Here is a 23,218-nt window from a genome sequence, read left to right on the forward strand (position 1 = left end):
CAGCCACGACGGTCCCTCAACTCCCGCTCAGCGCCTGGACCTCGGCGTAGCCGGGCACCGGACCGACCGGCCCGCCCGAGGCCACCGCGGCGGCCGTCGCCACCGCCGCCGCCAGCGCCGCGCGGTACAGCAGCCCGCCCGTACTGACCCGGGCCACCCCGAGCCCGGCCAGCTCGGCGAGGCTCGGACCGGTCGGCGTCCAGAGGACGTTGAGCGGGACGGACAGCCGCCCGACCAGCTCGGCGATCGCCGCCGGCTCGCTCAGCCCGGGCACGAACACGCCGTCCGCGCCCGCCCGTCGGTACGCGTCCAGCCGTCGTACGGTCTCCGGCTCCGGGGCGTCGTGCCCGCACCAGTAGGTGTCGGTGCGGGCGTTCACGAACAGCTCCGGCACGGCGGCCTTCACCGCGGCGACCTTGGCCGCGTGGAGTTCGGCCGGTGCCAGGGTGCCGTCCGGCCGGCCGTCCTCCAGGTTGATACCGACCGCCCCGAACCCGGCCAACTCAACGGCCAGCGCGGCGACTTCGGCCGGATCGTCACTGAACCCGGACTCCACGTCGACGCTCAGCAGGTAGTCGTCACGGCCCAGCCGGCGGGCCAGCCGGACGGTCTCCGCGCGGGTGGCGGCGGCGCCGTCGGGCAGTCCGGCGGCGGCCGCCACGCCCAGGCTGGTGGTACCGATCGCGGGGTGGCCGGCGGCGGCCAGGGCGGCGGCCGAGGCGTGGTCCCAGGCGTTCGGGAGCAGCAGCGGGCGGCCGGGGCGGTGGTGCAGGGCGGCGAAGGCGGTCAGCGGGGCGGGGGCGGTCATCGGGTCTGCTCCTCGGTCATCGGGCTCTGCTCCTCGGTCGTGGTGACGGGTCCGGCCGGAGCGGCTCCGACCGGGCCGATGGGGCCCAGCGAGTCGGCGTAGTAGACGGTGCCCTCGGCGAGGTGACGGACGATCTGCCGGATGCTCCAGCCCGTCCCCGGCGAGTCGTCGAGCTGCCGCTTCGGCAGCGCGGCGACCCGGTGGGCCCAGATCGCGCCGAGCCGGGTGAGCCGGCTGCGGGCCTCGTCCAGGTCGGCGACGGTGAACGGCGCCAGGTCGGCCGGGGTGGTGACCAGCGAGGCGTGCCAGTGGTCAGGGGCGGTCGGTGCGCCGACCAGCCGGGCCTCCACCTCCGCCAGGTGGTCGACCAGGTGGTCGGCGACCCGGCGTACCACCTTGTGCGGGGTGTACGTCCGGCCGTCGGCGTTGACCACCGGTCGGCCGTCCCAGGCGGTCCAGGTCTCCGCCAGGGCGAGCACGTGCCGGACCGCCGCCGGGATCAGGGCGGCCGGTTCGACCCGGTCGAGCTGGTCCTGTTCGGCCCGGTCGAGCTGCTCCCGTTCGGCCCGGTCGAGCTGCTCCCCGACGGGCGGCAGCGAGCCGTCCGCCGGGTCGGAGGCGCCGAACAGGATGCCCTCGGCGATCACCAGGGCGTGTGCGCGGCCCGGGCAGAGCCGGGGCTCGGCGCCGAAGGCCAGCGGCTCCCGGCCGGGCTCCCGGGCGGCGTCCAGGTCGAGCAGCACCTGCGCCCCGGCCGGCACGGCGACCCCGCCGATCACGGTCGCCCGGGCCGCGAACCGGCGCATCGCCCGGACCGGCGGGTCCTCGCGCAGCACCGCGGCCAAGTCCCGCACCCCGCCAGGCCCGGCGTGCTCGACACCGTGCCCGGCGTGCTCGACACCGTGCCCGGCGTGCTCGACACCGTGCCCGGGATGCTCGGCACCGTGCCCGGGATGCTCGGCACCGCGCAGGGCGTGCTCGACGCCACCGCGCCGGGCGTGCTCGACCAGGGCCGCGGTGGCCTCGCAGGCCTGCACCAGCAGGCCGATCCGGTTCGCCGCCGTCTCCGCGTCCGCGTCGCCCATCGCGGGCAGCAGCCGGGCCACCGCCGCGTCCGCCTCCGGGTCGTCCGGCGCCGGGTCGAAGTACGCCCGGGCGACCGCCTTCACGTCCCGCGCGACGGCCTCCGGCCCGGCCAGGCCCAGCGCCGTCGCCAGCACCCGCACCACCCGCAGCCGTACGTCCGGTTCGTAGCCGCCCGCGGCCAGGGTCCGCAGCAGGCCCTGGTCGAGCCGTGCCAGGTCGGCGAGGACGAGTGCCCGGCGGCGGGCGTGCGGCTCGCCCGCGCTGAACCGGGCGACGGCGGACCGCAGCCAGGCCACCGTGCCGTACCGGCCGGGCGTCGCGGGCGGCGGGACCAGCGCCGGGTCGGCCAGGGCCGCGGTCACGTCCTCGTATCGGGCGAAGATCACTTCGTTCATGCCGTCATCGTGGCCCCGAGTCGTTTCGGCCCCGGCCGAACCGTGCCGGGACGACCATGGAGGCATGCCCGACCACGAACGCACACCGGTGGACCACCGGGGCTCCCCGCTCGCCGCCCTCGCCGCGCTGCTCGCCGACCCCACCCGCGCCGCCTTCTGCTCCGCCCTGCTGGACGGCCGCGCCTGGACGGCGGGCGAGCTGGCCCGGGCGGCCGGGGTCGCGCCGTCCACGGCCAGCGAGCACCTGTCCCGGCTGATCGCGGGCGGCCTGCTGAGCGAGGAACGCCAGGGGCGGCACCGGTACGTCCGGCTGGCCTCGCCCGCCGTCGCGACCCTGATCGAGGACCTCACCGTCTTCGCCGAGACCCGCCCGGAGGCCCCTGGGAGCACCGCCGCCGGAAGTACGGCCGCCGGGAGCACGGCCGGCGGGAGTCCCGGCGAGCCCGCCCGCCGGACCGGACCGGCGCCCCGCACCCTCCGCGAGGCCACCCGGCAGAGCGCCGAGGCCCGCGCCCGCACCTGCTACGACCACCTGGCCGGCCGCCTCGGTGTGGCCGTCGCCGAGGCCCTGATCGACCGCGGCCTGGTCAGCGACCTCGCCGGACTCGCCGTCACCGAGCGCGGCCACGCCTGGCTGGCCGACCAGCGGATCGAACTGCCGCCACGGACCGGCCGCCCGGGCGGGCGCCCGGTGGTGCGCAGCTGCCTGGACTGGACGGAGCGCCGTACCCACCTGGGCGGCGCGCTGGGCGCGGCGCTCTGCCGCACCGCGCTGGACCGCGCCTGGGTCGAGCGGATCGGCTCCGGCCGGGCCCTGCGGGTCACCCCGGACGGCGGCCGGGCGCTGCGCGAGCTGCTCGGCGTCGAGGTGTCCTGAGCAGCGCCGCCCCTACTGCCCTCACCTACCGCCCTCGCCTGCTGCCCGTGCCTGCTGCCCGTACCGACTGCCCTCACCACGCCCGTCCGGGCGAGGAGCCGCCCGCTCAGCCCATCGACTTCGCCCCGTCCAGCGCCTCCCGGATGATGTCCGCGTGCCCGGCGTGCTGCGCGGTCTCCGCGATCAGGTGCAGCAGCACCCGCCGGGCCGACCAGCTCGCCCCCGGCTCGAACCAGGGCGCCGGGGGCAGCGGGTGGCCGTGGTCGAGGTCGGGCAGGCTCCGGACCAGCTCGTCCGTACCGCGCGCCACCGCCTCGTACCCGGCGAGCAGCCCGGCCAGGGTCTCGCCGTCCGCCATCCGGAACTGCGCCGCCCACCCGTCGCCGCCGGAACCACCACCGGAACCACCGTCCCCGCCAGAGCCGCCGTCCCCGCCGCGCATCGCCTCCGCTCCGCCGGTGATGAACCGCGCCCAGCGCGCCTCCACCGCCGCCACGTGCTTGATCAGGCCGCCCAGGCACAGCTCGCTGGCCGTGGTGCGCCGCGCCGCCTGCTCGTCGGTGAGGTCCCGGACGGTGCGTCGCAGCAGGCCGCGGTGCTTGTCCAGGGTCTCGACGAGGTCCTCGCGCTCACCCATCAGACGTCCACCGTCGGCGGCTGGTCGCCCACCGTGCGGCCCAGGTCGATCAGCCCGAAGGCCGCGCCCTGCTGGTCGCCGACCGCCGCGAACCGTCCGAACGGGCTGTCCATCGGCCCGAAGTACACCTTGCCGCCGCGCGCCGTCAGCCGCCCGATCGCGGCGTCGGTGTCGTCCACGGCGAAGTAGACGCTCACGTACGAGGGCGCCTCGGGCGGCAGGAAGTCGCCCTCCGCGCCCATCCGGCCCAGCACCGGCCGGCCGCCGACCAGGAACATCCGGTAGTCGAACTGCTCGGAGTCCATCTTCCGCACGCCGTACGGGAAGACGGCCGGGAAGAAGGCGTCGGCCTTCCCGGGCTCGCGGGTGACGAGCTCGGCCCAGGCGTACGCGCCGGGCGCGCCCTGCTTCTCGAAGCCCTCGTGGGTGCCGCCCTGCCAGACCCCGAACACCACCCCGCCCGGGTCCTTGGCGATCACCATGGTGCCGAAGTCGCCGACCTGCATCGGCCCCATCACCACCTCGCCGCCGTTGGTCCGGATCCGCTCGGCGGTGGCGGCGGCGTCCGGCGAGGCGAGGTACAGGCACCAGGCGGACTGCGCCTGCGCGCCGGGCATCGGCGGCACGATCGCGGCCACCGCCTTGCCGTCCGAGTAGGCCTGGGTGTAGTTGCCGTACTCCGACGAACTCTCGCCGAAGGTCCAGCCGAGGACGTCCCCGTAGAAGGCCTTGGCGCCCTCCAGGTCGGTGAACATCGCGTCGGCCCAGCAGGGTGTGCCCTCAGGTAGCGCTGCCATCTCTCAGCCCTCGTGTACGACGGTGCGGGCGCGCGCCGGAAGGCGCGCACGGCCCCCGACTCGCCAGCCTAGCCACGACGCGGCGCACCCGCGCGGGCTGGCCACGCGGGTGCGCCTCCGTCCGGGAGGGTCCGGGTCCGGGAGGGTCCGGTCAGCTCGCCGGGGCCGTCACGCCGAACGGGGGGCGCAGCGAGGCGGTGCCCAGACCGGTCGGACCGAACGGCGCCGCACCGGTGCCGGGGCCGGTCCGCACAGCCGGGGCAGCCGGGGCAGCCCCCGCCCGGGCCAGGACCGCGCCCACGAGGTCCCGCTCGGCGCCGAAGTGCCGCTCCAGGTCCTCGGTCCGGTACCGGCGGCACTCCCGGTGCCAGTTCAGCACGCCGGCCAGCCAGTTCTCGAGCTCCCGCACGTACCCGTCGAGCAGCCCCCGGGCCGGTGCCGACAGCCCGAAGTCCTCGTACATCACCGGGAGTTCCTTCTGCGCGACGTGCTGGAACTGCTCCAGCCGCGAGTGCATCAGGTCGTCGACGATCCGGACCGCCGACGGATAGTCGCAGTCGAAGAAGTTCTGCACCACCAGCACGATGTTGTGCAGCTCGCCCTCGTACTCGATCTCCTTCTGGTACGAGAACAGGTCGTTGACCATGGCGCCGTAGTCCATCGCGGAGTTCTCCAGCGCCCGCATCGAGCCGTGCCCGTAGACCTCCTCCGGCACGGTCCGTCCGTGGCCGAGCCGGGCGAGCAGGGTGGTGAGTTCGGAGCCGAAGGTGGTGCGGCGCATCTCCAGGTAGTCCACCGGGTCCGGGATCCGGTTCTGGATCTGGTTGGCGAGCTCCCAGATCCAGCTCGCCGTCATCACCTCGACCGACTCCCGCAGCCGGCCCCGGGCCTCGACGGTCATCGGGGCGGCGGTGCGCTCCCAGATGTCGGCGAGGGAGCGCTCCAGCGCGTTGGCGGGCTCGGGCGCGGGAGTGCCGTCCACCGGCATGAACAGCGGCAGCCGGGCGGTGGCGGCCTTCGCCCCGGCCAGGTCGCGGGTGCGGCCGAAGACCACCGGGTAGTAGTCGTCGGCCCAGGTGCCCCAGGCCAACCAGGCCGAGGCGACGTCGAGTTCGTCGACGGTGGCGTCCGGCTGGAGGCCGGCCGCGCAGAGCGCGAGGTCGTAGTCGCGCATCGACTCGGCGTCCCAGATGCCGGAGCCGGGGACGCCGGGCTCGGCAGCGGCCAGCAGCCCGACCCGCTCGGCCCACTCGACCACCCGCTCCCGCGCACCGTCCAGGTGCGGGCTCAGCGTGAGGGCGAACGGCAGCTCGAACTCCGGCAGCCGGGACGGCCCGACGGGCCGGTACGGCCGGTTCCCGTACGACCGCGCCCGCCGCACGGCCGGCGCCGCCGTCGGCCCGGCGCCGGCCGGCGCCCCGCCACCGGCCGCCCCCTTCCGCAGGATGTCCAGGGCCGAGGTCCCGATCCCGCCGATCGCGTACTGGTCCCACCAGTTGCCGGCCCCGGGCATCCCCGGCAGCCCGCCCCCGCTGCCCGGCGGCACCCCACCGTCCGAACCCGCCCCACCGGCCGAACTCGCCGCACCGGCCGAACCCGCCGCAGCACCACCGCCGTTCATGTACCGGCTCGACCGCATGTGCCACTCGTGCCCGCCGGACTGCCAGTCCTGCAGCCCCTTGACGTACGCCAGCACCCGGGCCCGGCCCACCGGGTCCAGCCCGGACTCCTCGAACAGCACCGGCAGTTCGGTGAACACGGTGTTCTCGAACTGCTGCAGCCGTGAGGTGAGCAGGTTGTTCACCGTCTCGGCGGCCTCCTGGGTCGAGCACTCCAGGAAGTGCTCCAACACCAGGATGCCGTTGCTCAGTTCACCCTCGTCCTCGACCTCGCGCTGGTACGAGAAGATGTCGTTGCGCAGGTGCACGCCGTCGGAGAAGGCGTCCATCAGCACCCGCAGCGCCCGCGAGCCCGACACCTCCGCCGGCACCTCGGCCCCGGCCGCGTACTCCACCAGCTGCGCGGACCACGGCGCGCCGCCGACCTTGCGGCGCATCTCGATGTACTCGACCGGATTGGCGATCCGGCCCGCGTCGATGTTGGCGAGCTCCCACAGCGACTCGTTCAGCAGGTTGCGGGTGCTCTCCGCGAACCGGACCCGCCAGTCCGCCCCCATCGCCGGCACGGTGCGCCGCCACAGGTCGGCCAGCCCGGCCTCGACCGGGTTCTCCGGCTCGGGCACCGGCGCGGCCGGGTCGGCGGGCATGAACAGCGGCAGCCGGTCGAGGTGCGCCTTGCCGGCCCGGCGGTCGTTGGTGCGCTTGTACATGTCGAGGAAGTGGTCGTCGAAGAAGAACACCCAGACGTACCAGTCGGTCACCAGCGACAGCGCCTCGGCGGAGGCGTCGGGGTGGGTGTAGGCGCAGAGCAACCCGTAGTCGTGGGCGTCCAGGTCGGCCTGGTCCCAGATCCCCGATCCCTCCAGCATCCCCATCTCCCGGGCCCAGAGCGAGGAATGGGCCCGTGCCTCCTCCAGATGGGGATTGAGGCGCGCCGGGTGCGGCACGTAGAAGGACGGCAGTTCGAACGGCTGGCTCACGGCGGCGGGCCTTTCTCGACACGTCGTTGGGGATCAAGAATGACCCCTCGTCACACCCCGGCGCCGCCACAACCGAAACAGTCATACGAGATGCCCCACCCCTGGAACAATGCCGCCCCGCACCCCTGGGGGCGGGCCACCGGTCGGTGGTCCGCCCCCGGGGGTGCGGGGTGGTCAGGCCGCCAGGCCGAGGACGAGGGAGGCGGCGACCGGGGCCAGGTAGATCAGCGGGAAGGGGATGTGGGCGTAGGCGCGGGCGCGCACGACGGTGATCACGGCGCCGAGGAAGTAGAGGACGATGCCGACGGCGGCCGCGTAGCCGACGGCCGGGACGACGAGCCCGACCAGCAGGCCGAGGGCGCCGGCGGCCTTGGCCAGGCCGAGCCAGGTCCACCAGGCGCGCGGGACGCCGTACTCGGCGAGGGGCCCCACGACGTACTCGGCCTTGGTGAAGACGGAGTAGGCCGAGAAGCCGACCAGGAGGGCGCCGAGGATGGTGACGAGGGTGTGGGCGACGGACATTGGGGTGCTCCCGGTTCGGTCGGTGGTCGATCCGATGTGCTCGGATCCGGTCGGACACAGCACTGACCCGACCCACGCGACGGATGTGACAACCGCGGACAAATATTTCTCCGCCGCACCCGCGAGCAGCCCCCGACAACCGCTCCGCCGACGAACAAAGCAGGCCTGCCAAGGGGTTGAACACCAAGACTTCCCCAGCTACGGGCGTGTTGACGGTGTCCACCCACGCCACGTCATCCAGACTGGGCGCCGACCGACGTCAACTCCGAGGAGGCCCCACCTCATGAACGTCACCGTCCGGCTCGCCCAGCAGCCCGAGGCCGACGAACTGCTCGGACGGAGCGCGCTCGCCGCGCTCGTCGGCATGCTGCTGGACCAACAGGTCCCGATGGAATGGGCGTTCACCGGCCCGCTGACCATCGCCCAACGGCTCGGCCGGGACGATCTCGACGCCCACGAGATCGCCACCTACGGCCCCGAGGAGTTCGTCGCCCTGCTGTCGGCCAAACCGGCCGTCCACCGCTACCCGGCCGCGATGGCCAAACGGATCCAGCAGCTGTGCCAGTTCCTGGTCGCGCAGTACGACGGCGACGCCGCCGCGCTGTGGAAGGGCGCCCGCACCGGAAAGGAGCTGCTCAGCCGGCTCAACGCGCTGCCCGGCTTCGGCAAGCAGAAGTCGCAGATCTTCCTGGCCCTGCTCGGCAAGCAGTACGGGGTACGGCCGGAGGGCTGGCGCGAGGCGGCCGGCGCGTACGGCGAGGAGGGCGCGCACCGCTCGGTCGCCGACATCACCGGGCCCGAATCCCTCACCCTGGTACGGGAGTTCAAGCAGGAGATGAAGCGCGCCGCGAAGGAGGCCAAGGCCGCCGCGAAGCCCCGCACCACCACCCGGTCCGTCACCGCGGCTGTCACCGGGGCTGCCACCGGGGCCCGTTGAGCCCACCCGCCGGGTCGGCGGCGGCTACCGCCCGGCCGGCACCGCCACGTAGGCGTACCGCCCGCGCACCGACCGTACGAAGTACCGCCCGTGGCTCTCCGCCGCGAGCAGTTCCCGGTGCACCCGGGGCGGCACGTCCGCGTACCGGTAGACCCGCCCGCCGGTGAACTCCAGCTCCAGCACCCGCGCCCGCGGGTCGTACCCGACCGAGCGCAGCACCGAGGAGTCCACCGCCGTACGGTCCATGACCCTCCCAGTGTGCGGCGAGGGCCCCGGCCGCGCAGTGCGACCGGGGCCCTCGACCGGGAGGAGCGGAGCTCAGACCAGGACCGGCTGCTCCACCGCGTCCTCGTCCGAGCCGCCGGCCACAGCCGGGCCGCCGGTCCCCGCCGAGCGGGTCCCCGCCGAGCCGGTCCCCTCCGGGCCGGTCCCCTCCGGGCCACCGGCCTCGACCGGCGCCACCGCCCGCTTGCGCGGCAGCGCGAACATCAGCAGGAACACCGCCGCCAGCACCCCCGCGACCCACCACATCGCGTGCACGAACGCCCCGCCGAAGGCCGTTCCCAGCGCGTCGGGCGCGACCACGTCGTCCATCGCCCCGAAGAAGGCGACCGACACCAGGCCGAGCCCGAGGGCGTTGCCGACCTGCTGCACGGTGTTGATCAGGCCGGAGGCCGAACCGGCGTGCCGGCGCGGCACCTCGGACAGCACCGCGTCGGTGATCGGCGCGACGATCAGCCCCATCCCGAGGCCCATCACGACCAGCGGCAGCGCCATCTGCCAGGCCGAGATGGCCGTCCCGTACCGGTCGGCCTCCCAGATGTAGGTGAGCACACCCGCCACCATCACCAGCGCGCCCGCCTGGAGCACCTTGCGCCCGAAGCGCGGCACCAGCTTCTGCACCGACAGCCCGGCCGCCGTGGAGACGGCGATCGAGAAGGGGATGCCGGTGGCGCCGGCCTTGAGCGGGCTCCAGCCGAGGCCGACCTGCATGTAGAGGGTCCAGACCAGGAAGAAGATGCCCGTCGCGACGCCGAAGGCCAGCTGCACGCCGATCCCTGCCGCGAAGCTCTTCACCCGGAACAGCGACAGCTCGACCAGCGGCGAGCCGTCCCGCCGGGTCTTGACCCGCTCGTACGCCACGAACAGCAGGAACACCGGCAGGCTGCCGGCCATCGACAGGTAGCCCCAGAGCGGCCAGCCGGCCTCCCGGCCGTGGGTCAGCGGGTAGATCAGCATCAGCAGGCCGAGGCTGGCCAGCGCGACGCCGACCAGGTCGAGCTTGAGCGCGTGCTCGGCCTTGGACTCGTCGATGAAGCGGCGGCCGAGGAGCAGCCCGGCGATGCCGACCGGCAGGTTGATCAGGAAGATCGGCCGCCATTCGAGGCCGAGCAGGTTCCACTCGGTGAGCAGCGCACCGATCATCGGACCGGACACCGCGCCCAGGCCGACCACCGCGCCGAACATCCCGAACACCTTGCCGCGCTCCTCCGCCGGGAAGGTCGCGTGGATGATCGACAGCACCTGCGGCACCATGAGGGCGGCCGTCCCGCCCTGGAGGATCCGCATCGCGACCAGCATCTCCGGGCCGGTGGCCAGGCCGCAGAGCGCGGAGGCCAGCGTGAAGCCGGTGATCCCGATCAGGAACAGCCGCTTGCGGCCGTGGATGTCACCGAGCCGTCCGCCGGTGATCAGCCCGATGGCGAAGGCCAGCGCGTAGCCGCCGGTGACCCACTGGATGGCGCTGAACGAGGCTCCGGTGTCCTCCTGGATGCTGGGGATGGCGATGTTGACGATGGTCACGTCCACCAGGTCCATGAAGGAGGCGACCATCACGATCGCCAGCGCGATCCACCTCCGCAGGTCGGCTCCCGCCGTACTCATGCCGTTCTCCTCGCTCGTCCTCTTCTCCACGCCGAGGACGGTAGCGGCCATGTAGGTCAGGAGCTGTCCCAGTTCCTCCGGCATGCTGGACGGCATGACCGACACCCCGGCCCGGCTGCTCAACCTGCTCTCCCTGCTGCAGACCCCGCGCGAGTGGCCCGGCAGCGAACTCGCCGAGCGGCTCGGCGTCAGCCCCCGCACCATCCGCCGCGACATCGACCGGCTGCGCGAGCTCGGCTACCCGGTGCAGGCCAGCATGGGCGCGGACGGCGGCTACCGGCTGGTCGCGGGCACCGCGATGCCGCCGCTGCTGCTGGACGACGAGGAGGCGGTGGCCATCGCGGTCGGCCTGCGGGCGGCCGCCGGACACGCCGTGGTCGGCATCGAGGAGGCCTCGGTACGGGCCCTCGGCAAGCTGCTCCAGGTGCTGCCGGCCCGGCTGCGGCACCGGGTGGGCACCCTCAACACCGCCACCGTGCCGCTGCTCACCGGGGACGGCCCGACCGTCGACCCGGAGGCGCTGACCCTGCTGGCCGGCGCCGTCACCAACCACGAGCGGCTGCGCTTCGGCTACCGGGCCCGCGACGGCGCCGAGACCCGGCGCAACGTCGAACCCGAGCGCCTGGTCTCCACCGGCCGCCGCTGGTACCTGATCGGCTACGACCTGGACCGGGACGACTGGCGGCTCTTCCGGGTCGACCGGATCGCCGACCCCTTCGCCACCGGCGCCCGCTTCACCCCGCGCCCGCTCCCCGCCGAGGACGCCGCCGTGTTCGTGGCCAACCGGCTGCGCCGCTCGCCGACCCGCGCCATGGTGGCCACCGTCCACCGCCCCGCCGCCGAGGTCGACGGCTGGATGCCCTGGGCGGGCGACTACGAGATCGAGCCGATCGACGACCACAGCTGCCGCCTGCGCGCCCGCGCCGACTCGTTGAAGTGGATGGCGGCCGGACTGCTCATGCTGGACTGCGACTTCGAGGTGCACGAACCCCCGGAGCTGCGCGAGCACCTGCGCACGGTCGCCCTCCGGGCCGGGCGCGCCGCGGACGGCGGCAGCGCCCGGTGGTCCGGCGGCACCACGACGGCGGGTGCCGCCGGCACCTCACCGCCGTAGGGCAGCCGGAGGTTCGGGCACCGCGCTGCTCAGACCCCGTACTCGCCGGTCAGCAGCGCGCGGCCGAGGGTGTGGAAGGTGAGGTGGAAGCCCACCTGGGCCGGCGGGGTGTCGGCGCTGACGTCCAGCTTCTCGACGTCCAGCGCGTGCACCGCGAACACGTACCGGTGCGGGGCGCCGGGCGGCGGGGCGGCGCCGTCGTACTTGTTGGCGGGGAAGTCGTTGCGGCCGTGGAAGGAGTTCGCGCCGGGCAGGGTGTCGTCCGAGGAACCGGCGCCGCGCGGCAACTCGACGGTGTCGGCGGGCAGGTTCAGGGCGAGCCAGTGCCACCAGCCGGAGCCGGTCGGCGCGTCCGGGTCGTAGCAGGTGACGGCGATGCTCCGGGTGCCCTCCGGAAGGCCGGACCAGGCCAGCTGCGGCGAGAGGTTGCCGCCCGCGTGGATGAACTCCTGGTCCAGCGTGGCGCCTTCGGTGAAGTCCTCGCTGCTCAGCGGGAAGGACGGCACCTGCGGCAGGAACTCGTACGGCAGCGGCGGGCGAACGCTCATGGGTGCACCTCTCACGGTCGGGATGACATCGGTCACTGTAATGGGGTGCACGACCGATCCGGCGGCCCCTACAGTCGATTCCATGGCCTCGAAACTCGCCCAGTTGCTCTCGGATTCCCGCCGCGCGCTGTTGACCATGCTCGGGCTCCAGGCCGTCATCTGGTCGGTCCAGGTGGTGAACTGGCTGGACGACTACGACCTGTCCAGGGAGTACGGGCTGCGCTCGGAGCGGGTGGACGACCTGCCCGAGATGTTCACCATGCCCTTCCTGCACTTCAGTTGGGACCACATCATCTCCAACTCCTGGCCGCTGTTCGTGCTCGGCTTCCTGGCCGCCTACCGGGGCATGCGGAAGTTCCTGCTGGCGAGCCTGGTGATCACGGTCTCCGGCGGGCTCCTGGTCTGGCTGCTGGAGAGCCCAAACCACGTGACGGCCGGGGCGAGCGGCATGGTCTACGGCTACCTCGGGTACGTGGTGCTGCGCGGGGTCCTGGACCGCAACGTGCTGGACGCGGTCGTCGGCCTCGGCGTCGCCGCGGTCTACTGGACGATCCTGATCGGCGTGCTGCCGGTCTTCCCGGGCGTCAGCTGGCTGGGCCACCTCGGCGGGCTGATCGGCGGACTGGCCGCCGCCGTCCTGCTCCGCGACCAGGCCCGCCGGAAGCCGGTGCCCGCGACCCCCGCCCCGGCCTCTACCCCCGCCTCCGCGCCCGCCCCGGACAGCCCGAACGCCGCCCTGCTCAAGGAACTCGACGATCTGGGCCTCTGAGGGCCCCTCGCCCCCTTCGGCCGATCGGCCCCTCGCCCCCTTCGGCCGATCGGCCGATCGGCCCCGCCAGGTATAGACCATTACCACCCCTGCGGCTAGCGTGAACGGCGCACCTGCCCCCAGCTCCGGAGCCGCACCGTGGAGTCGTCCGTCCTCGCCTTCGCCACCGACCTGCTCGACGAGGGCGCCGACACCTTCTTCGGCAACCTCACCGACCGGGCCGGCGTCGGCGGCGTCACCCTGGCCTCGGTCTACCACGAGGCCCGGGACGTCTTCCCGCACAACCCGCGCCGGGTGATCCGCTACCTGGAGCCGGGCGCCGCCTACTTCCGCCCCGACCCGGCCCGCTGGCGGGGCCGCCGGCTGGCGCCCGTACCGTCCAGCGTCATCGGCGAGCGCGACCCCTTCGCCGAAGCCGCCGCCGAGGCGGGCCGCCGAGGCCTGAAACTGCACGCCTGGACGGTCTTCTGCCACAACGACCGGCTCGGCTTCGCCCACCCCGACTGCGCCCCGGCCAACGCCTTCGGCGACCGCCACCTCACCGAGCTCTGCCCGGCCCACCCCGAGGTCCGCGAGTACGCGCTGACCCTGGTGGCGGAGCTCGCCCGCTACGGCGTGGACGCGATCCGCGCCGAGTCCCTGCACTTCCACGGCCTGCGCCACGGCTACCACCACGAGCGCTACTTCGAGGAGCTGGGCCCGACCGCCGAGGCCCTGCTCGGCGTCTGCTTCTGCCCGCACTGCCGCGCCGCCGCCACCCGCGCGGGCGTCCCGGCCGACCGGGTCGCCGAGGCCGTCCGGACCGAACTGCGGCACCGGCTGGCCGACCAGCACGCCGCCGCCGGGCCCGCCGACCTCAGCGCCCTGGCCGACGGCGCCTTCGCCGCCTACGTGGACGCCTCCGCCGCCACCGTCACCGCGCTCGCCGCCGAGCTCACCGAGCAGGCCCGCCGCCACGGCATGCGGCTGAGCTTCATGGACGGCGGCGGCCCGGGCAAGGGCTGGCTGTCCGGCATCGACCTGCCCGCCCTCGCCCGGGCCACCGACCAGATCGAGACCCTCGGCCACGCCGCGACGGCACGCGAAGTCCGGGAGAAGGTCGCCGCGTTCGCCCTGCACGGCGTCCGCCCGGAGCGGATGGCGGTGATCCTGCGCCCGATGGCCTCGGACTGCGACGGCCCGGAGAACCTCGCCGCCAAGCTCGCCGAACTGCGCCGACTCGGCGTCCCCGAGGTCGAGTTCTACCACTACGGCCTGATGCGGCTGTCCTCGCTGGACCGGATCGGCGCGGCGCTCGGAGCCTGAACCCAGCGCCGCCGCCCGGGGCCTGAACCCAGCGCGCCGCTCGGGGATCGACCCCAGCGCCGGCGCTCGTCAGCGCCGCCGCTTGGACGTCCCGAACAGGCTGCGCGAGATCTCCTGCCCGAGCTGCCTCCCGGCCGAGCGGGCGAAGGACTTCACGGTCGGGTTGTTGAGCAGCGAGCCCAGCAGCCCGCCCGCCCCCTGCGGCTCCTCCCGCCGCGGTGCGGGCGCGGGCGCAGGCGCGGGTTCGGACTCGGACTCGGACTCGGTCGGCCCGACCGGTGCCGCGTCCGGCCGCGGCGCCCGGGCCGCCAGCTTCTCGTACGCGGACTCCCGGTCGATCGCGTCCCGGTAGCGCGCCGTCAACGGCGAGGCGTCCACGGCCGCCTGGAGCGCCCCCGGCTCGATCGGCCCCATCAGCGAGCGGGGTGCCCGCAGCCTGGTCGCCGCGACCGGCGTCGGCGCGCCCTTCTCGGAGAGCACCGTCACCACGGCCTCGCCGGTGCCCAGCGAGGTGAGCACCGTCGCGAGGTCGTAGGAGGACCGGGGGAAGGTGGAGACGGTGGCCTTGAGCGCCTTGGCGTCGTCCGGGGTGAAGGCGCGCAGCGCGTGCTGCACCCGGTTGCCGAGCTGGGCGAGCACCTCGGCGGGGACGTCCCGCGGCGTCTGGGTCACGAAGAAGATACCCACGCCCTTGGAGCGGATCAGCCGCACGGTCTGGGTGATCGCCTCCAGGAAGGCCTTGGAGGCGCCCTTGAACAGCAGGTGCGCCTCGTCGAAGAAGAACACCAGCTTGGGCCGGTCGAGGTCGCCGACCTCGGGCAGCTCCTGGTAGAGGTCGGCGAGCAGCCACATCAGGAAGGTGGAGAACAGCCGCGGCCGGTCCTGCACGGCGGGCAGTTCCAGCACCGAGACGACGCCCCGGCCGTCCGGGGCGGTGCGCAGCAGCTCGGCGGTGTCGAACTCGGGCTCGCCGAAGAACGCCCCGGCGCCCTCGTTCTCCAGCACGGTCAGCGCCCGCAGGATCACCCCGGCGGTGGCGGCGGAGAGGCCGCCGATGGTGCGCAGCTCCTCCTTGCCCTCGGGCGAGGTGAGGTGGCCGATGACGGCGGTGAGGTCCTTGAGGTCGTAGAGCTCCAGGCCCTGCCGGTCGGCGTAGTGGAACACCAGGCTGAGCGAGGACTCCTGGGTCTCGTTCAGGTCCAGCACCTTGGACAGCAGCAGCGGGCCGAAGCTGGTGACGGTGGCCCGGATCGGGATGCCGGCGCCCTGCCCGCCGAGCGAGTAGAAGTCGACCGGGCAGCCCAGCGGCGTCCAGTCCTGTCCGACCTCGGCGGCACGGGCGGCGGTGCGCTCGCCGGGCGTGCCGGGTGCGGCGATGCCGGAGACGTCCCCCTTGATGTCGGCGAGGAACACCGGCACGCCCTGGGCGGAGAGCTGTTCGGCGATCAGCTGGAGGGTCTTGGTCTTCCCGGTGCCGGTGGCCCCGGCGACCAGTCCGTGCCGGTTGAGCACCGCCAGCGGGACGCGCACCTGCGCGTCGGGGTACGCGGTGCCGTCCAGCAGCACCGCGCCGAGGTCGAGGGCGGGCCCGGTGAAGGCGTACCCGTCGGCGATCTCCCGGACGGTCGTCGGGGTGGGGGCGGAGTCCATCGGTGCACGCTCCTGGACGGGATCGGCGGTCGGAGGCCGGGCCTGAACCCGGCCGGGACCGGACGATGTTCGCGACATTTCCCATCAAACAACCGCAATGGCCCCCGCGCAGCTCGCACCGGAGCGCGTGGCGGAGGCACGGCTGCTGCGCCGCGCGCCGTCCGAACGGTAGGCTTTCCGTGTGATCTTCAAGCGCATCGGCAATGGGCGGCCGTACCCGGATCACGGCCGGACGAGCACCCGACAGTGGGCTGACGTCGCCCCACGCCCGGTGCGGCTCGACCAGCTGGTGACCACCAAGGGCCAGCTCGACCTGGAAACCCTGCTGGCCGAGGACTCGACCTTCTACGGCGACCTCTTCGCCCACGTGGTCAAGTGGCACGGCGACCTCTACCTGGAGGACGGGCTGCACCGGGCCGTACGGGCCGCGCTGCAGCAGCGCCAGGTCCTGCACGCCCGTGTCCTGGAAATGGACTGACGGCCGCACTCCGACGACTCCGGACCGCCCCCTCGCCACCCGGCGGAGGGCGGTCCGCGCGTCCCCGGGTACCCCCTTTCGGGTACCGGGGTACTCCAGATGATGATCGTTTAGTACCTTCGCAGCTGTCCGGCACTACGCTGCTGACTACGGCCGCGACCAGGGGATCCGCCCGCTCCCGGAGGATCCCCCGCCCTGGCCCACCCGTCATCCCGACCCCGCCCTGGCACGAGGGGGAGACAGACCCGTGAGCATGTTGACTCCCCAAGGCCTCAAGGGGAAGCAGTACCGCGTCACCGGCAACGCCTACCCGCGGCTGGGCCGGCCCCCGAAGAAGAGTCGCAAGGTGATCGCCGCACTCGCGGCCCTGCTCGCCCTGGCCCTGATCGGCCTCGGCGGCGTCCAGCTGTACGACATCTTCCGCGGCAAGGACAAGAACGCCTCGGCCCAGGCCTGCGCCGCGCCGTCCGGGAAGCCGCTGGCCGCCCCGACGGCGGGCGCCACCCCGGGCGCCCCCGCGGCCTCCGGCGCGCCGGTCGATCCGCACGCCGTCCCGCAGCCCTCGGCCGTCACGGTGAACGTCTACAACGCCACCACCAAGGCCGGCCTCGCCGGGCGGACCGCCGACGAGCTCAAGAAGCGCGGCTTCACCATCGGCAAGGTCGGCAACGCCCCCGCCGAGCTGGACAAGAAGGTGCCCGGCACCGCCCAGGTGATCGCCGGCCCGACCGGCGTCGCGGCCGGCACCCTGGTGGGCGCCCAGATCGCGGGGGCCACCGTGACCGCCGACGCCCGCACCGACACCAGCGTGGACTTCGTGATCGGCGACAGCTACAACGCCCTGCTGGACGAGACCCAGGCGGCCGCGGCCCTCGCCCTGGCGATCAAGCCCTCCCCCACCCCGAGCGCCACCGGCAGCTGCTGAGGCGCGTCGGAGAACCGGCACAGAACCGGCGGAGAACCAGGAGAGCCCCCCGGCAGACGCAGTGCCGGGGGGCTCTCGGACGTTCGGAGGGGTCGCTCAGCCGGCCGTGCCGTACAGCCGGTCGCCCGCGTCGCCCAGGCCGGGGACGATGTAGCCGTTCTCGTTCAGCCGCTCGTCCACGGCGGCGGTGACCACGGTGACCGGCAGGCCGGCCAGCTCGCGCTCCATCACCTCGACGCCCTCCGGCGCGGCCAGCAGCACCACGGCGGTGACGTCGGTGGCGCCGCGCTCGATCAGCATCCTGATCGCGGCGACCAGGGTGCCGCCGGTGGCCAGCATCGGGTCGAGCACGTAGACCTGGCGGCCGGAGAGGTCGTCGGGCATCCGGGTGGCGTACGTGGAGGCCTCCAGGGTCTCCTCGTTGCGCACCATGCCGAGGAAGCCCACCTCGGCGGTCGGCAGCAGGCGGGTCATCCCGTCCAGCATGCCGAGGCCGGCCCGCAGGATCGGCACGACCAGCGGACGCGGGTAGCTGAGCCGGGTGCCGAGGGTGACCGCCACGGGCGTGGTGATCTCCACCTCGTCGGTGCGGACGTCCCGGGTGGCCTCGTAGGCGAGGAGGGTCACCAGCTCGTCGGTCAGGCGACGGAAGGTCGGCGAGTCGGTGCGCTCGTCGCGCAGGGTGGAGAGCTTGTGGGCGACCAGGGGGTGGTCGACGACGTGGAGACGCATGTACCGAGGTTAGCCCGGTCCTGGACGCCTGTACGACACGCCGTGCCAGGCCGCCGACCGGCGGCTGTCACGGTCCGGTGACACGCCGTGACGTGCCAGGAATGTCCGGACGGAACCGGCTCCTGTGGTATCAACCCGGCCGTTCGGGGAATGTCACGTCTTATGACGAGCAACCCGAGGGCCGGGGACGGCTCGGCCGACGAGCCCGTCGACGGGCCGGCCCTTCGCGCCGGCCCGCCGCAGGAGCCCCCGGAGACCGAGTCGGAGCGCCGCAAGCGGCGGGCCGTCTTCCTGCGCGAGCTCGCCGAGGCCCGCGAGTTGAGGGAGCGGGTCCAGCCCCGGCGGACCAAGGAACGGCGGATGCGCGAAGCGATGCGGATGCGAACCTTCCGGATCTGACCGGCCCCACCACCGACCCCGCCGCGGCGCCGCCGGGCGGCCGGATCGAATTCGACCGGCTTCGGACGGCCCCGCCCCGGCTCCGCCCCACGCCGCTCGGCCCTTCCGACACGACCTGCGAAGACGCGCTGCCGAACACTCCCCGCGAGGGCGGGCTTTCTGTCACGATTCCGAAGGGACGGTCCGAACAAGCGGACCGACTCTGGCGCGGGGGCGGCCAGATTTTCGCGCCGCCCGAGCGCGCCGACAGCCGAGACCGATGATCTTGGGAGTGTCCCTGGTGGCGTACTTCGCTGCAGTGCTTGCTCGCTCCGAGGACGGGTGGGATGTGAGCGAGACGGAGCTCGACGACGTCGAAACCCTGGCCGATCTGGCCGATCTGGCCCGCGAATCCGCGCAGGACGACGACAGCGTCCTGATCTTCATCGAACAGGAGGACTCCTGGTTCGCCATCGTCCGGGTGGACGGCGAGGACGACCCGAGGATCTTCGTGTCGGACGGCGCCGCCGCCGCCCGCAGCTCCTACGGCTCCGTCCTCACCGACGAGCTGGTCGACCAGGCCGGCGAGAGCGAGTTCGGCGACCTGGACCACCTGCTGGACGAGGACGCGGAGACCGAGGAGCAGGACGACGAGGACGCGGACGCCCACGGCGGTGTCCCGGTCGGCCCGCTCGGCGACGCCCACCTGCTGACCGAGTTCGGCCTGGCCGCCGACGAACTGCTCGCCCTCAGCGGCGAGGGCGCGGTGCCGGGCGACGCCCTGGAGGACATCGCCGAGGCCCTGGGCTGCGGCGAGGTCCTGGAAGCGGTCCGGTAGCGGCACCGGTCGCACCGGTGTCCGCCACCGGATGCCCGACACTGGATGCCATGCAGCCCGCATCCACCCCGCTGACCGTCCCGTACGTCCCCCCGCTGCCCGCCCCCGTCCGCCCCGACCCGGTCCGCGACCGCTGGGCGGCGCCGATGCGCCTCGCCATCGCCGAGGCCGCCCTGGCGCCGGCCACCGGGGACGTCCCGGTCGGGGCGCTCGTCCTGGACCCGGACGGCGAGGTGATCGGACGCGGCCACAACGAGCGCGAGGCGGTCGGCGACCCGACCGCGCACGCCGAGGTGGTCGCGATCCGGCAGGCCGCCGAGCGGATCGGGGAGTGGCGGCTGAGCGGCTGCACCCTGGTGGTCACCCTGGAGCCCTGCACGATGTGCGCCGGCGCCATCGTGCTGTCCCGGATCGACCGGGTGGTCTACGGCGCCCTCGACGAGAAGGCCGGCGCGGCCGGCTCGCTCTTCGACGTGATGCGCGACCGCCGGCTCAACCACCGGCCCGAGGTGATCCTGGGCGTGCTCGCCGAGGAGTGCGGCGAGCAGCTGCGCGCCTTCTTCGACATCCACCGCTGAGCCGCCCGGCGACGGCCCGTCCGATACGGATTTCGTGACCGCGCCACCCGTCCGGTAGAGTTCCCCTCGGTAGCGTGTCCGAGCGGCCAAAGGAGCACGCCTCGAAAGCGTGTGTGGGGGCAACTCCACCGTGGGTTCGAATCCCACCGCTACCGCTCGAAAGCCCGAGGGCCCGTCCGATCGCGGACGGGCCCTCGGCGTTTGCGCGCTCCGGACCGTTCCTGCACTCCAGACGGCGGCGGGGCGCCCCCTGACGCGGGAAAGTCCCCCGGACGCCCCGGACGCGGAAAAGGCTCCGCACTCCGGGCCGATGACCACCATTGCCCGGCTCGTACGGAGCCTTGGAGGGGGAGCGGCTCGGGGGGACTGACCGCTCCCCCGGCGGAGTCCCACAACCGGCGCCGCGAGGGGGGAAGCCGCGACCACCGGTCCCACAGCGGGGGCTCCGGATCCACGTGCCGGGGATTCCTGCCAGATCCTCGGCACGTCATCCATCCTGCCGCCCGGCCCCGGCCCGGGCACCCGGAGAAAGGCCCCACTCGCGGGGACCTTCGTCCCGCCGGGCGAACGCGTCGCACACTTGATAGCCCGTCCGGTGGATAAGCTGCCCTGCAGGACCGCTCGGGGACCGGATGACGGCGGCCCACCGCAGGGAGGAAGGTCACGATGGCGCAGGCGAAGAAGATCGGCATGGCCCTCCTGCTCATCTTCGTGCTCTACTCGATCATCACCTCACCGGCCCGGTCCGCCGAACTCGTCCAGCTGGGCTTCGAGGGCATCTCGAACGCGGCCAAGGCGGTCGGCACCTTCATGACCGGTCTGATCAAGTAAGGAGCGGCAATCGTGATCCGCCACCTGGTCCTGTTCAAGCTCGACGAAGGCGTCGCCAAGGACGAGCCGCGCGTGCTCGCCGCCGCCAAGGCCTTCGAGGAGCTCGGCGCGCTGATCCCCGAGCTGCGCGAGTGGGAGTGCGGCTGGAACACCACCGAGCGCGACATCGCGTACGACTATGCGATCAACAGCCTGGTCGAGGACCGCACGACCCTCCAGGCGTACCTGACCCACCCCGCGCACCAGGCCGCGGCCGGCCAGTGGCGCGAGTTCGCGACCTGGGTGATCGCCGACATCGAGGTCTGACCCCCGCCGCCGTCCCCCGGACGGCCCGCGCCCGCCCCGCCCGGCTCACGGGCGGGGCGTCTTCGTCTGCCCCGGGACAATCCTTGCGGCGCCTCGCCGACAGGGTGGCCACCGGCTGCGCACCCCACCAACACACCTCCACCGGGTGCTTGCCCGACCTGCGCCCACCTTGTGATGCTATGACCGGTTTTGCCGGACATGGCGAGGTACCGAACCAGCCGCGACACCCGATCCGCAGGGCCCACCGTTGTCGACTTTGGGAGGGGGGACGTGTCCGTGGACGAGGTGTTGGCCGCGATCATCAGTCCGGCCGGCGAGCTCCGCCCGGACGGGCTGCGCGGCCCCGGCGGTCGACCCGCCGTGGACGTCCGGACGCTCACCCGGGTGCTGTTCGAGCGGCTCAGCGAGCTGCCCCCCGACGCCCCCGAACGGGAACGGGTCCGGGCCGCCCTGATCGAGGTGAACATCCCCCTGGTCCGCTACGCCGCCACCCGCTTCCGCAGCCGCAGCGAGCCGATGGAGGACGTCGTCCAGGTCGGCACCATCGGCCTGATCAACGCGATCGACCGCTTCGACCCGACCCGGGGCGTCCAGTTCCCCACCTACGCGCTGCCGACCATCCTGGGCGAGATCAAGCGCTACTTCCGGGACAACGTCCGCACCATGCACGTCCCGCGCCGGCTCCAGGAGCTCTGGGTCCAGGTCAGCGGCGCCATGGAGGAGCTGACGGTGCTGCACGGGCGGGCCCCCAAGGTGCCCGAGATCGCCGCCTGTCTGCGGATCCCCGAGGAGGACGTCCGGGCCTGCCTGGACGCCGGGCGCGCCTACAACGCCGCCTCGCTGGAGGCCGCCCAGGAGCACGAGGGCGGCCTCGCCCTGCTGGACCGGCTCGGCTACGAGGACACCGCGCTGGCCGAGGTCGAGCACCGCGACATGGTCCGCCACCTGCTGGTCCAGCTCCCCGAGCGGGAGCGGCGGATCGTGATGCTGCGGTTCTTCGCCAACCTCACCCAGTCGCAGATCAGCACCGAGCTGGGGATGTCGCAGATGCACGTCTCCCGGCTGCTCTCCCGGATCCTGACCAGGCTTCGGACCGGCAACTCCTGGGAAGAGTGAGATTGCAGCGCGTTACCCCGGTGTGACATCTTGCGACGTTCGGGTTTGCCGTGCACCGTGTTCCGGTATGCAGGGGGTTGGGCCCCCGCCGGGAACCTCCGTGCGACGGCCCCCGTTCAACTGTCAGTCACGAGGGGGTGGGTGCATGTCCGGAGAGCTGGGCACTGCGGAGATCCACGCTGGTCAGGCCGAGGGTACGGCCGTCACCGGGGACCGGATCCCGCTCCAGCGGGCCGCGTCCCTCACGAGGCCCGGAGCCGGAGTGCCCGGACCCGGAGCGCCCGGCCCCGGAGCACCCGGCGCCGGAGCCGACACCGCGGCACCGCCCGGCTCCGGGCTGGACACCCGGACGCTCTCCCGCTCGCTCTTCCTGCGGCTGGCCGCGCTGGAGCCCGGCAGCGCGGAGCACACCTACGTCCGTGACACCCTGATCGAACTCAACCTGCCGCTGGTCCGGTACGCCTCGGCGCGCTTCCGCAGCCGCAACGAGCCGATGGAGGACATCGTCCAGGTCGGCACCATCGGCCTGATCAAGGCGATCGACCGCTTCGACCCGGAACGCGGGGTGGAGTTCCCCACCTTCGCGATGCCCACCGTGGTCGGCGAGATCAAGCGCTTCTTCCGGGACACCAGTTGGTCGGTCCGGGTGCCGCGACGGCTCCAGGAGCTGCGGCTGGCGCTCACCAAGGCCGGGGACGAACTGTCCCAGCGGCTGGACCGCTCCCCCACCGTCGCCGAACTGGCCGCCTGCCTCGGGGTCAGCGAGGAGGACGTGGTCGAGGGCCTCGCGGTGGGCAACGCCTACACCGCCTCCTCCTTGGACTCCAGCCCCGGCGAGGAGGACAGCGAGGGGCCGCTGGCCGAGCGGCTCGGCTACGAGGACCTCGCGCTGGAGGGCGTGGAGTACCGGGAATCGCTCAAGCCGCTGCTGGCCAAGCTGCCGCCGCGCGAGCGCCGGATCATCATGCTGCGGTTCTTCGGCAACCTCACCCAGTCGCAGATCGGCGAGGAGATCGGGATCTCCCAGATGCACGTCTCCCGACTGCTCACCCGCACCCTGACCCAGCTCCGCGCCGGGCTGATCAACGAGGGCTGACCGCCACCACGG

The 23,218-nt window shown here is 73.5% G+C and carries 25 protein-coding genes and 1 tRNA gene; 15 read left to right on the forward strand and 11 right to left on the reverse strand.

Translation table 11 applies throughout. The features are described 5' to 3' along the window. Positions 1-16: 16 nt before the first annotated feature. Both ACIQWA_RS21960 and ACIQWA_RS21965 read right to left on the reverse strand, forming a co-directional pair. Positions 17-808: an isocitrate lyase/phosphoenolpyruvate mutase family protein gene (locus ACIQWA_RS21960; protein ID WP_402484834.1), complete on the reverse strand. Its 792-nt coding sequence runs from the start codon at positions 806-808 to the stop codon at positions 17-19. Continuing rightward, positions 805-2,289, reverse strand: coding sequence for a hypothetical protein (locus ACIQWA_RS21965; protein ID WP_402484837.1), 1,485 nt, complete (start codon positions 2,287-2,289; stop codon positions 805-807). The genes ACIQWA_RS21960 and ACIQWA_RS21965 overlap by 4 nt, the downstream gene beginning before the upstream one ends. Before the next feature lie 64 nt (positions 2,290-2,353). Here ACIQWA_RS21965 and ACIQWA_RS21970 point away from each other — a divergent pair, with 64 nt between their 5' ends. After that, entirely contained in the window at positions 2,354-3,166 is an 813-nt protein-coding gene (locus ACIQWA_RS21970) for an ArsR/SmtB family transcription factor (RefSeq protein WP_402484840.1), read from the forward strand. 106 nt (positions 3,167-3,272) lie between these two features. On the opposite strand, the gene ACIQWA_RS21975 is transcribed toward ACIQWA_RS21970, so the two are convergent. The 4 genes from ACIQWA_RS21975 to ACIQWA_RS21990 all read right to left on the reverse strand — a co-directional run bounded on the left by ACIQWA_RS21975 (position 3,273) and on the right by ACIQWA_RS21990 (position 7,721). Then, positions 3,273-3,803, reverse strand: coding sequence for a DinB family protein (locus tag ACIQWA_RS21975; protein ID WP_402484843.1), 531 nt, complete (start codon positions 3,801-3,803; stop codon positions 3,273-3,275). Continuing rightward, positions 3,803-4,600 carry a VOC family protein gene (locus ACIQWA_RS21980; RefSeq protein WP_360227184.1) on the reverse strand — a complete coding sequence of 266 codons (798 nt, stop codon included), beginning with the start codon at positions 4,598-4,600 and terminating at the stop codon, positions 3,803-3,805. Before ACIQWA_RS21980 ends, ACIQWA_RS21975 begins: the two co-directional genes overlap by 1 nt. Positions 4,601-4,751: 151 nt before the next feature. Then, the gene (locus ACIQWA_RS21985) at positions 4,752-7,199 is read right to left on the reverse strand and encodes a germacradienol/geosmin synthase (protein WP_402484845.1); all 2,448 of its coding nucleotides are present in this window, start codon (positions 7,197-7,199) and stop codon (positions 4,752-4,754) included. 174 nt (positions 7,200-7,373) lie between these two features. Next, positions 7,374-7,721, reverse strand: a complete 348-nt coding sequence (locus ACIQWA_RS21990; protein WP_402484848.1) for a DoxX family protein — start codon at positions 7,719-7,721, stop codon at positions 7,374-7,376. 283 nt (positions 7,722-8,004) lie between these two features. Between ACIQWA_RS21990 and ACIQWA_RS21995 the strand changes: the two genes are divergently transcribed. Further along, a complete protein-coding gene (locus tag ACIQWA_RS21995) occupies positions 8,005-8,658 on the forward strand; it encodes an HhH-GPD-type base excision DNA repair protein (RefSeq protein WP_402484851.1) in 654 nt (217 codons plus the stop codon). Between the two features lie 24 nt (positions 8,659-8,682). Here the strand turns inward: ACIQWA_RS21995 and ACIQWA_RS22000 are convergent, their stop codons facing one another. Beyond that, positions 8,683-8,904: a KTSC domain-containing protein gene (locus ACIQWA_RS22000; protein WP_360227196.1), complete on the reverse strand. Its 222-nt coding sequence runs from the start codon at positions 8,902-8,904 to the stop codon at positions 8,683-8,685. Between the two features lie 72 nt (positions 8,905-8,976). Then, on the reverse strand, positions 8,977-10,542 hold the full coding sequence (locus ACIQWA_RS22005) for an MFS transporter (protein WP_402485239.1): 1,566 nt from the start codon (positions 10,540-10,542) through the stop codon (positions 8,977-8,979). Between the two features lie 94 nt (positions 10,543-10,636). On the opposite strand from ACIQWA_RS22005, the gene ACIQWA_RS22010 reads away from it, so the two are divergent. After that, complete coding sequence (locus ACIQWA_RS22010) at positions 10,637-11,656, forward strand: helix-turn-helix transcriptional regulator (RefSeq protein ID WP_402484854.1); 1,020 nt, start codon at positions 10,637-10,639, stop codon at positions 11,654-11,656. A gap of 29 nt (positions 11,657-11,685) precedes the next feature. Here ACIQWA_RS22010 and ACIQWA_RS22015 read toward each other — a convergent pair whose 3' ends face one another. After that, complete coding sequence (locus ACIQWA_RS22015; RefSeq protein ID WP_402484856.1) at positions 11,686-12,204, reverse strand: YbhB/YbcL family Raf kinase inhibitor-like protein; 519 nt, start codon at positions 12,202-12,204, stop codon at positions 11,686-11,688. 82 nt (positions 12,205-12,286) lie between these two features. Here ACIQWA_RS22015 and ACIQWA_RS22020 point away from each other — a divergent pair, with 82 nt between their 5' ends. Together ACIQWA_RS22020 and ACIQWA_RS22025 are read left to right on the forward strand one after the other, a co-directional pair. Next, on the forward strand, positions 12,287-12,973 hold the full coding sequence (locus ACIQWA_RS22020; RefSeq protein ID WP_402484859.1) for a rhomboid family intramembrane serine protease: 687 nt from the start codon (positions 12,287-12,289) through the stop codon (positions 12,971-12,973). A gap of 138 nt (positions 12,974-13,111) precedes the next feature. Continuing rightward, the gene (locus tag ACIQWA_RS22025; RefSeq protein WP_402484861.1) at positions 13,112-14,278 is read left to right on the forward strand and encodes a hypothetical protein; all 1,167 of its coding nucleotides are present in this window, start codon (positions 13,112-13,114) and stop codon (positions 14,276-14,278) included. A 69-nt stretch (positions 14,279-14,347) separates the two neighbouring features. Here ACIQWA_RS22025 and ACIQWA_RS22030 read toward each other — a convergent pair whose 3' ends face one another. Continuing rightward, the gene (locus ACIQWA_RS22030; RefSeq protein ID WP_402484863.1) at positions 14,348-15,928 is read right to left on the reverse strand and encodes a helicase HerA-like domain-containing protein; all 1,581 of its coding nucleotides are present in this window, start codon (positions 15,926-15,928) and stop codon (positions 14,348-14,350) included. 181 nt (positions 15,929-16,109) lie between these two features. Between ACIQWA_RS22030 and ACIQWA_RS22035 the strand changes: the two genes are divergently transcribed. Continuing rightward, positions 16,110-16,406: a type II toxin-antitoxin system VapB family antitoxin gene (locus ACIQWA_RS22035; RefSeq protein WP_030273186.1), complete on the forward strand. Its 297-nt coding sequence runs from the start codon at positions 16,110-16,112 to the stop codon at positions 16,404-16,406. Positions 16,407-16,659: 253 nt separating this feature from the next. Next, positions 16,660-17,331: a LytR C-terminal domain-containing protein gene (locus tag ACIQWA_RS22040; RefSeq protein ID WP_360227710.1), complete on the forward strand. Its 672-nt coding sequence runs from the start codon at positions 16,660-16,662 to the stop codon at positions 17,329-17,331. Positions 17,332-17,427: 96 nt separating this feature from the next. Here the strand turns inward: ACIQWA_RS22040 and upp are convergent, their stop codons facing one another. Continuing rightward, positions 17,428-18,063, reverse strand: a complete 636-nt coding sequence (gene upp, locus ACIQWA_RS22045; protein WP_049650159.1) for a uracil phosphoribosyltransferase — start codon at positions 18,061-18,063, stop codon at positions 17,428-17,430. A gap of 162 nt (positions 18,064-18,225) precedes the next feature. Here upp and ACIQWA_RS22050 point away from each other — a divergent pair, with 162 nt between their 5' ends. The 8 genes from ACIQWA_RS22050 (at position 18,226) to ACIQWA_RS22085 (ending at position 23,206) form a co-directional block, all read left to right on the forward strand. Continuing rightward, complete coding sequence (locus tag ACIQWA_RS22050; protein ID WP_360227214.1) at positions 18,226-18,462, forward strand: hypothetical protein; 237 nt, start codon at positions 18,226-18,228, stop codon at positions 18,460-18,462. 259 nt (positions 18,463-18,721) lie between these two features. Beyond that, complete coding sequence (locus tag ACIQWA_RS22055) at positions 18,722-19,279, forward strand: tRNA adenosine deaminase-associated protein (protein WP_360227217.1); 558 nt, start codon at positions 18,722-18,724, stop codon at positions 19,277-19,279. A gap of 50 nt (positions 19,280-19,329) precedes the next feature. After that, positions 19,330-19,857, forward strand: coding sequence for a tRNA adenosine(34) deaminase TadA (gene tadA / locus ACIQWA_RS22060; protein WP_402484867.1), 528 nt, complete (start codon positions 19,330-19,332; stop codon positions 19,855-19,857). Between the two features lie 68 nt (positions 19,858-19,925). Then, positions 19,926-20,012 (forward strand) — tRNA-Ser (locus ACIQWA_RS22065). Positions 20,013-20,523: 511 nt separating this feature from the next. Further along, entirely contained in the window at positions 20,524-20,688 is a 165-nt protein-coding gene (locus tag ACIQWA_RS22070; RefSeq protein WP_188304848.1) for a hypothetical protein, read from the forward strand. 12 nt (positions 20,689-20,700) lie between these two features. Continuing rightward, the gene (locus tag ACIQWA_RS22075) at positions 20,701-20,994 is read left to right on the forward strand and encodes a Dabb family protein (RefSeq protein WP_402484870.1); all 294 of its coding nucleotides are present in this window, start codon (positions 20,701-20,703) and stop codon (positions 20,992-20,994) included. Between the two features lie 270 nt (positions 20,995-21,264). Next, a complete protein-coding gene (locus ACIQWA_RS22080) occupies positions 21,265-22,110 on the forward strand; it encodes an RNA polymerase sigma factor SigF (protein ID WP_402484872.1) in 846 nt (281 codons plus the stop codon). A 145-nt stretch (positions 22,111-22,255) separates the two neighbouring features. Continuing rightward, positions 22,256-23,206, forward strand: coding sequence for an RNA polymerase sigma factor SigF (locus ACIQWA_RS22085; RefSeq protein WP_402484875.1), 951 nt, complete (start codon positions 22,256-22,258; stop codon positions 23,204-23,206). Positions 23,207-23,218 lie beyond the last annotated feature (12 nt).

It is taken from the genome of Kitasatospora sp. NPDC098652 (assembly GCF_044760155.1).
GTDB lineage: Bacteria > Actinomycetota > Actinomycetes > Streptomycetales > Streptomycetaceae > Kitasatospora.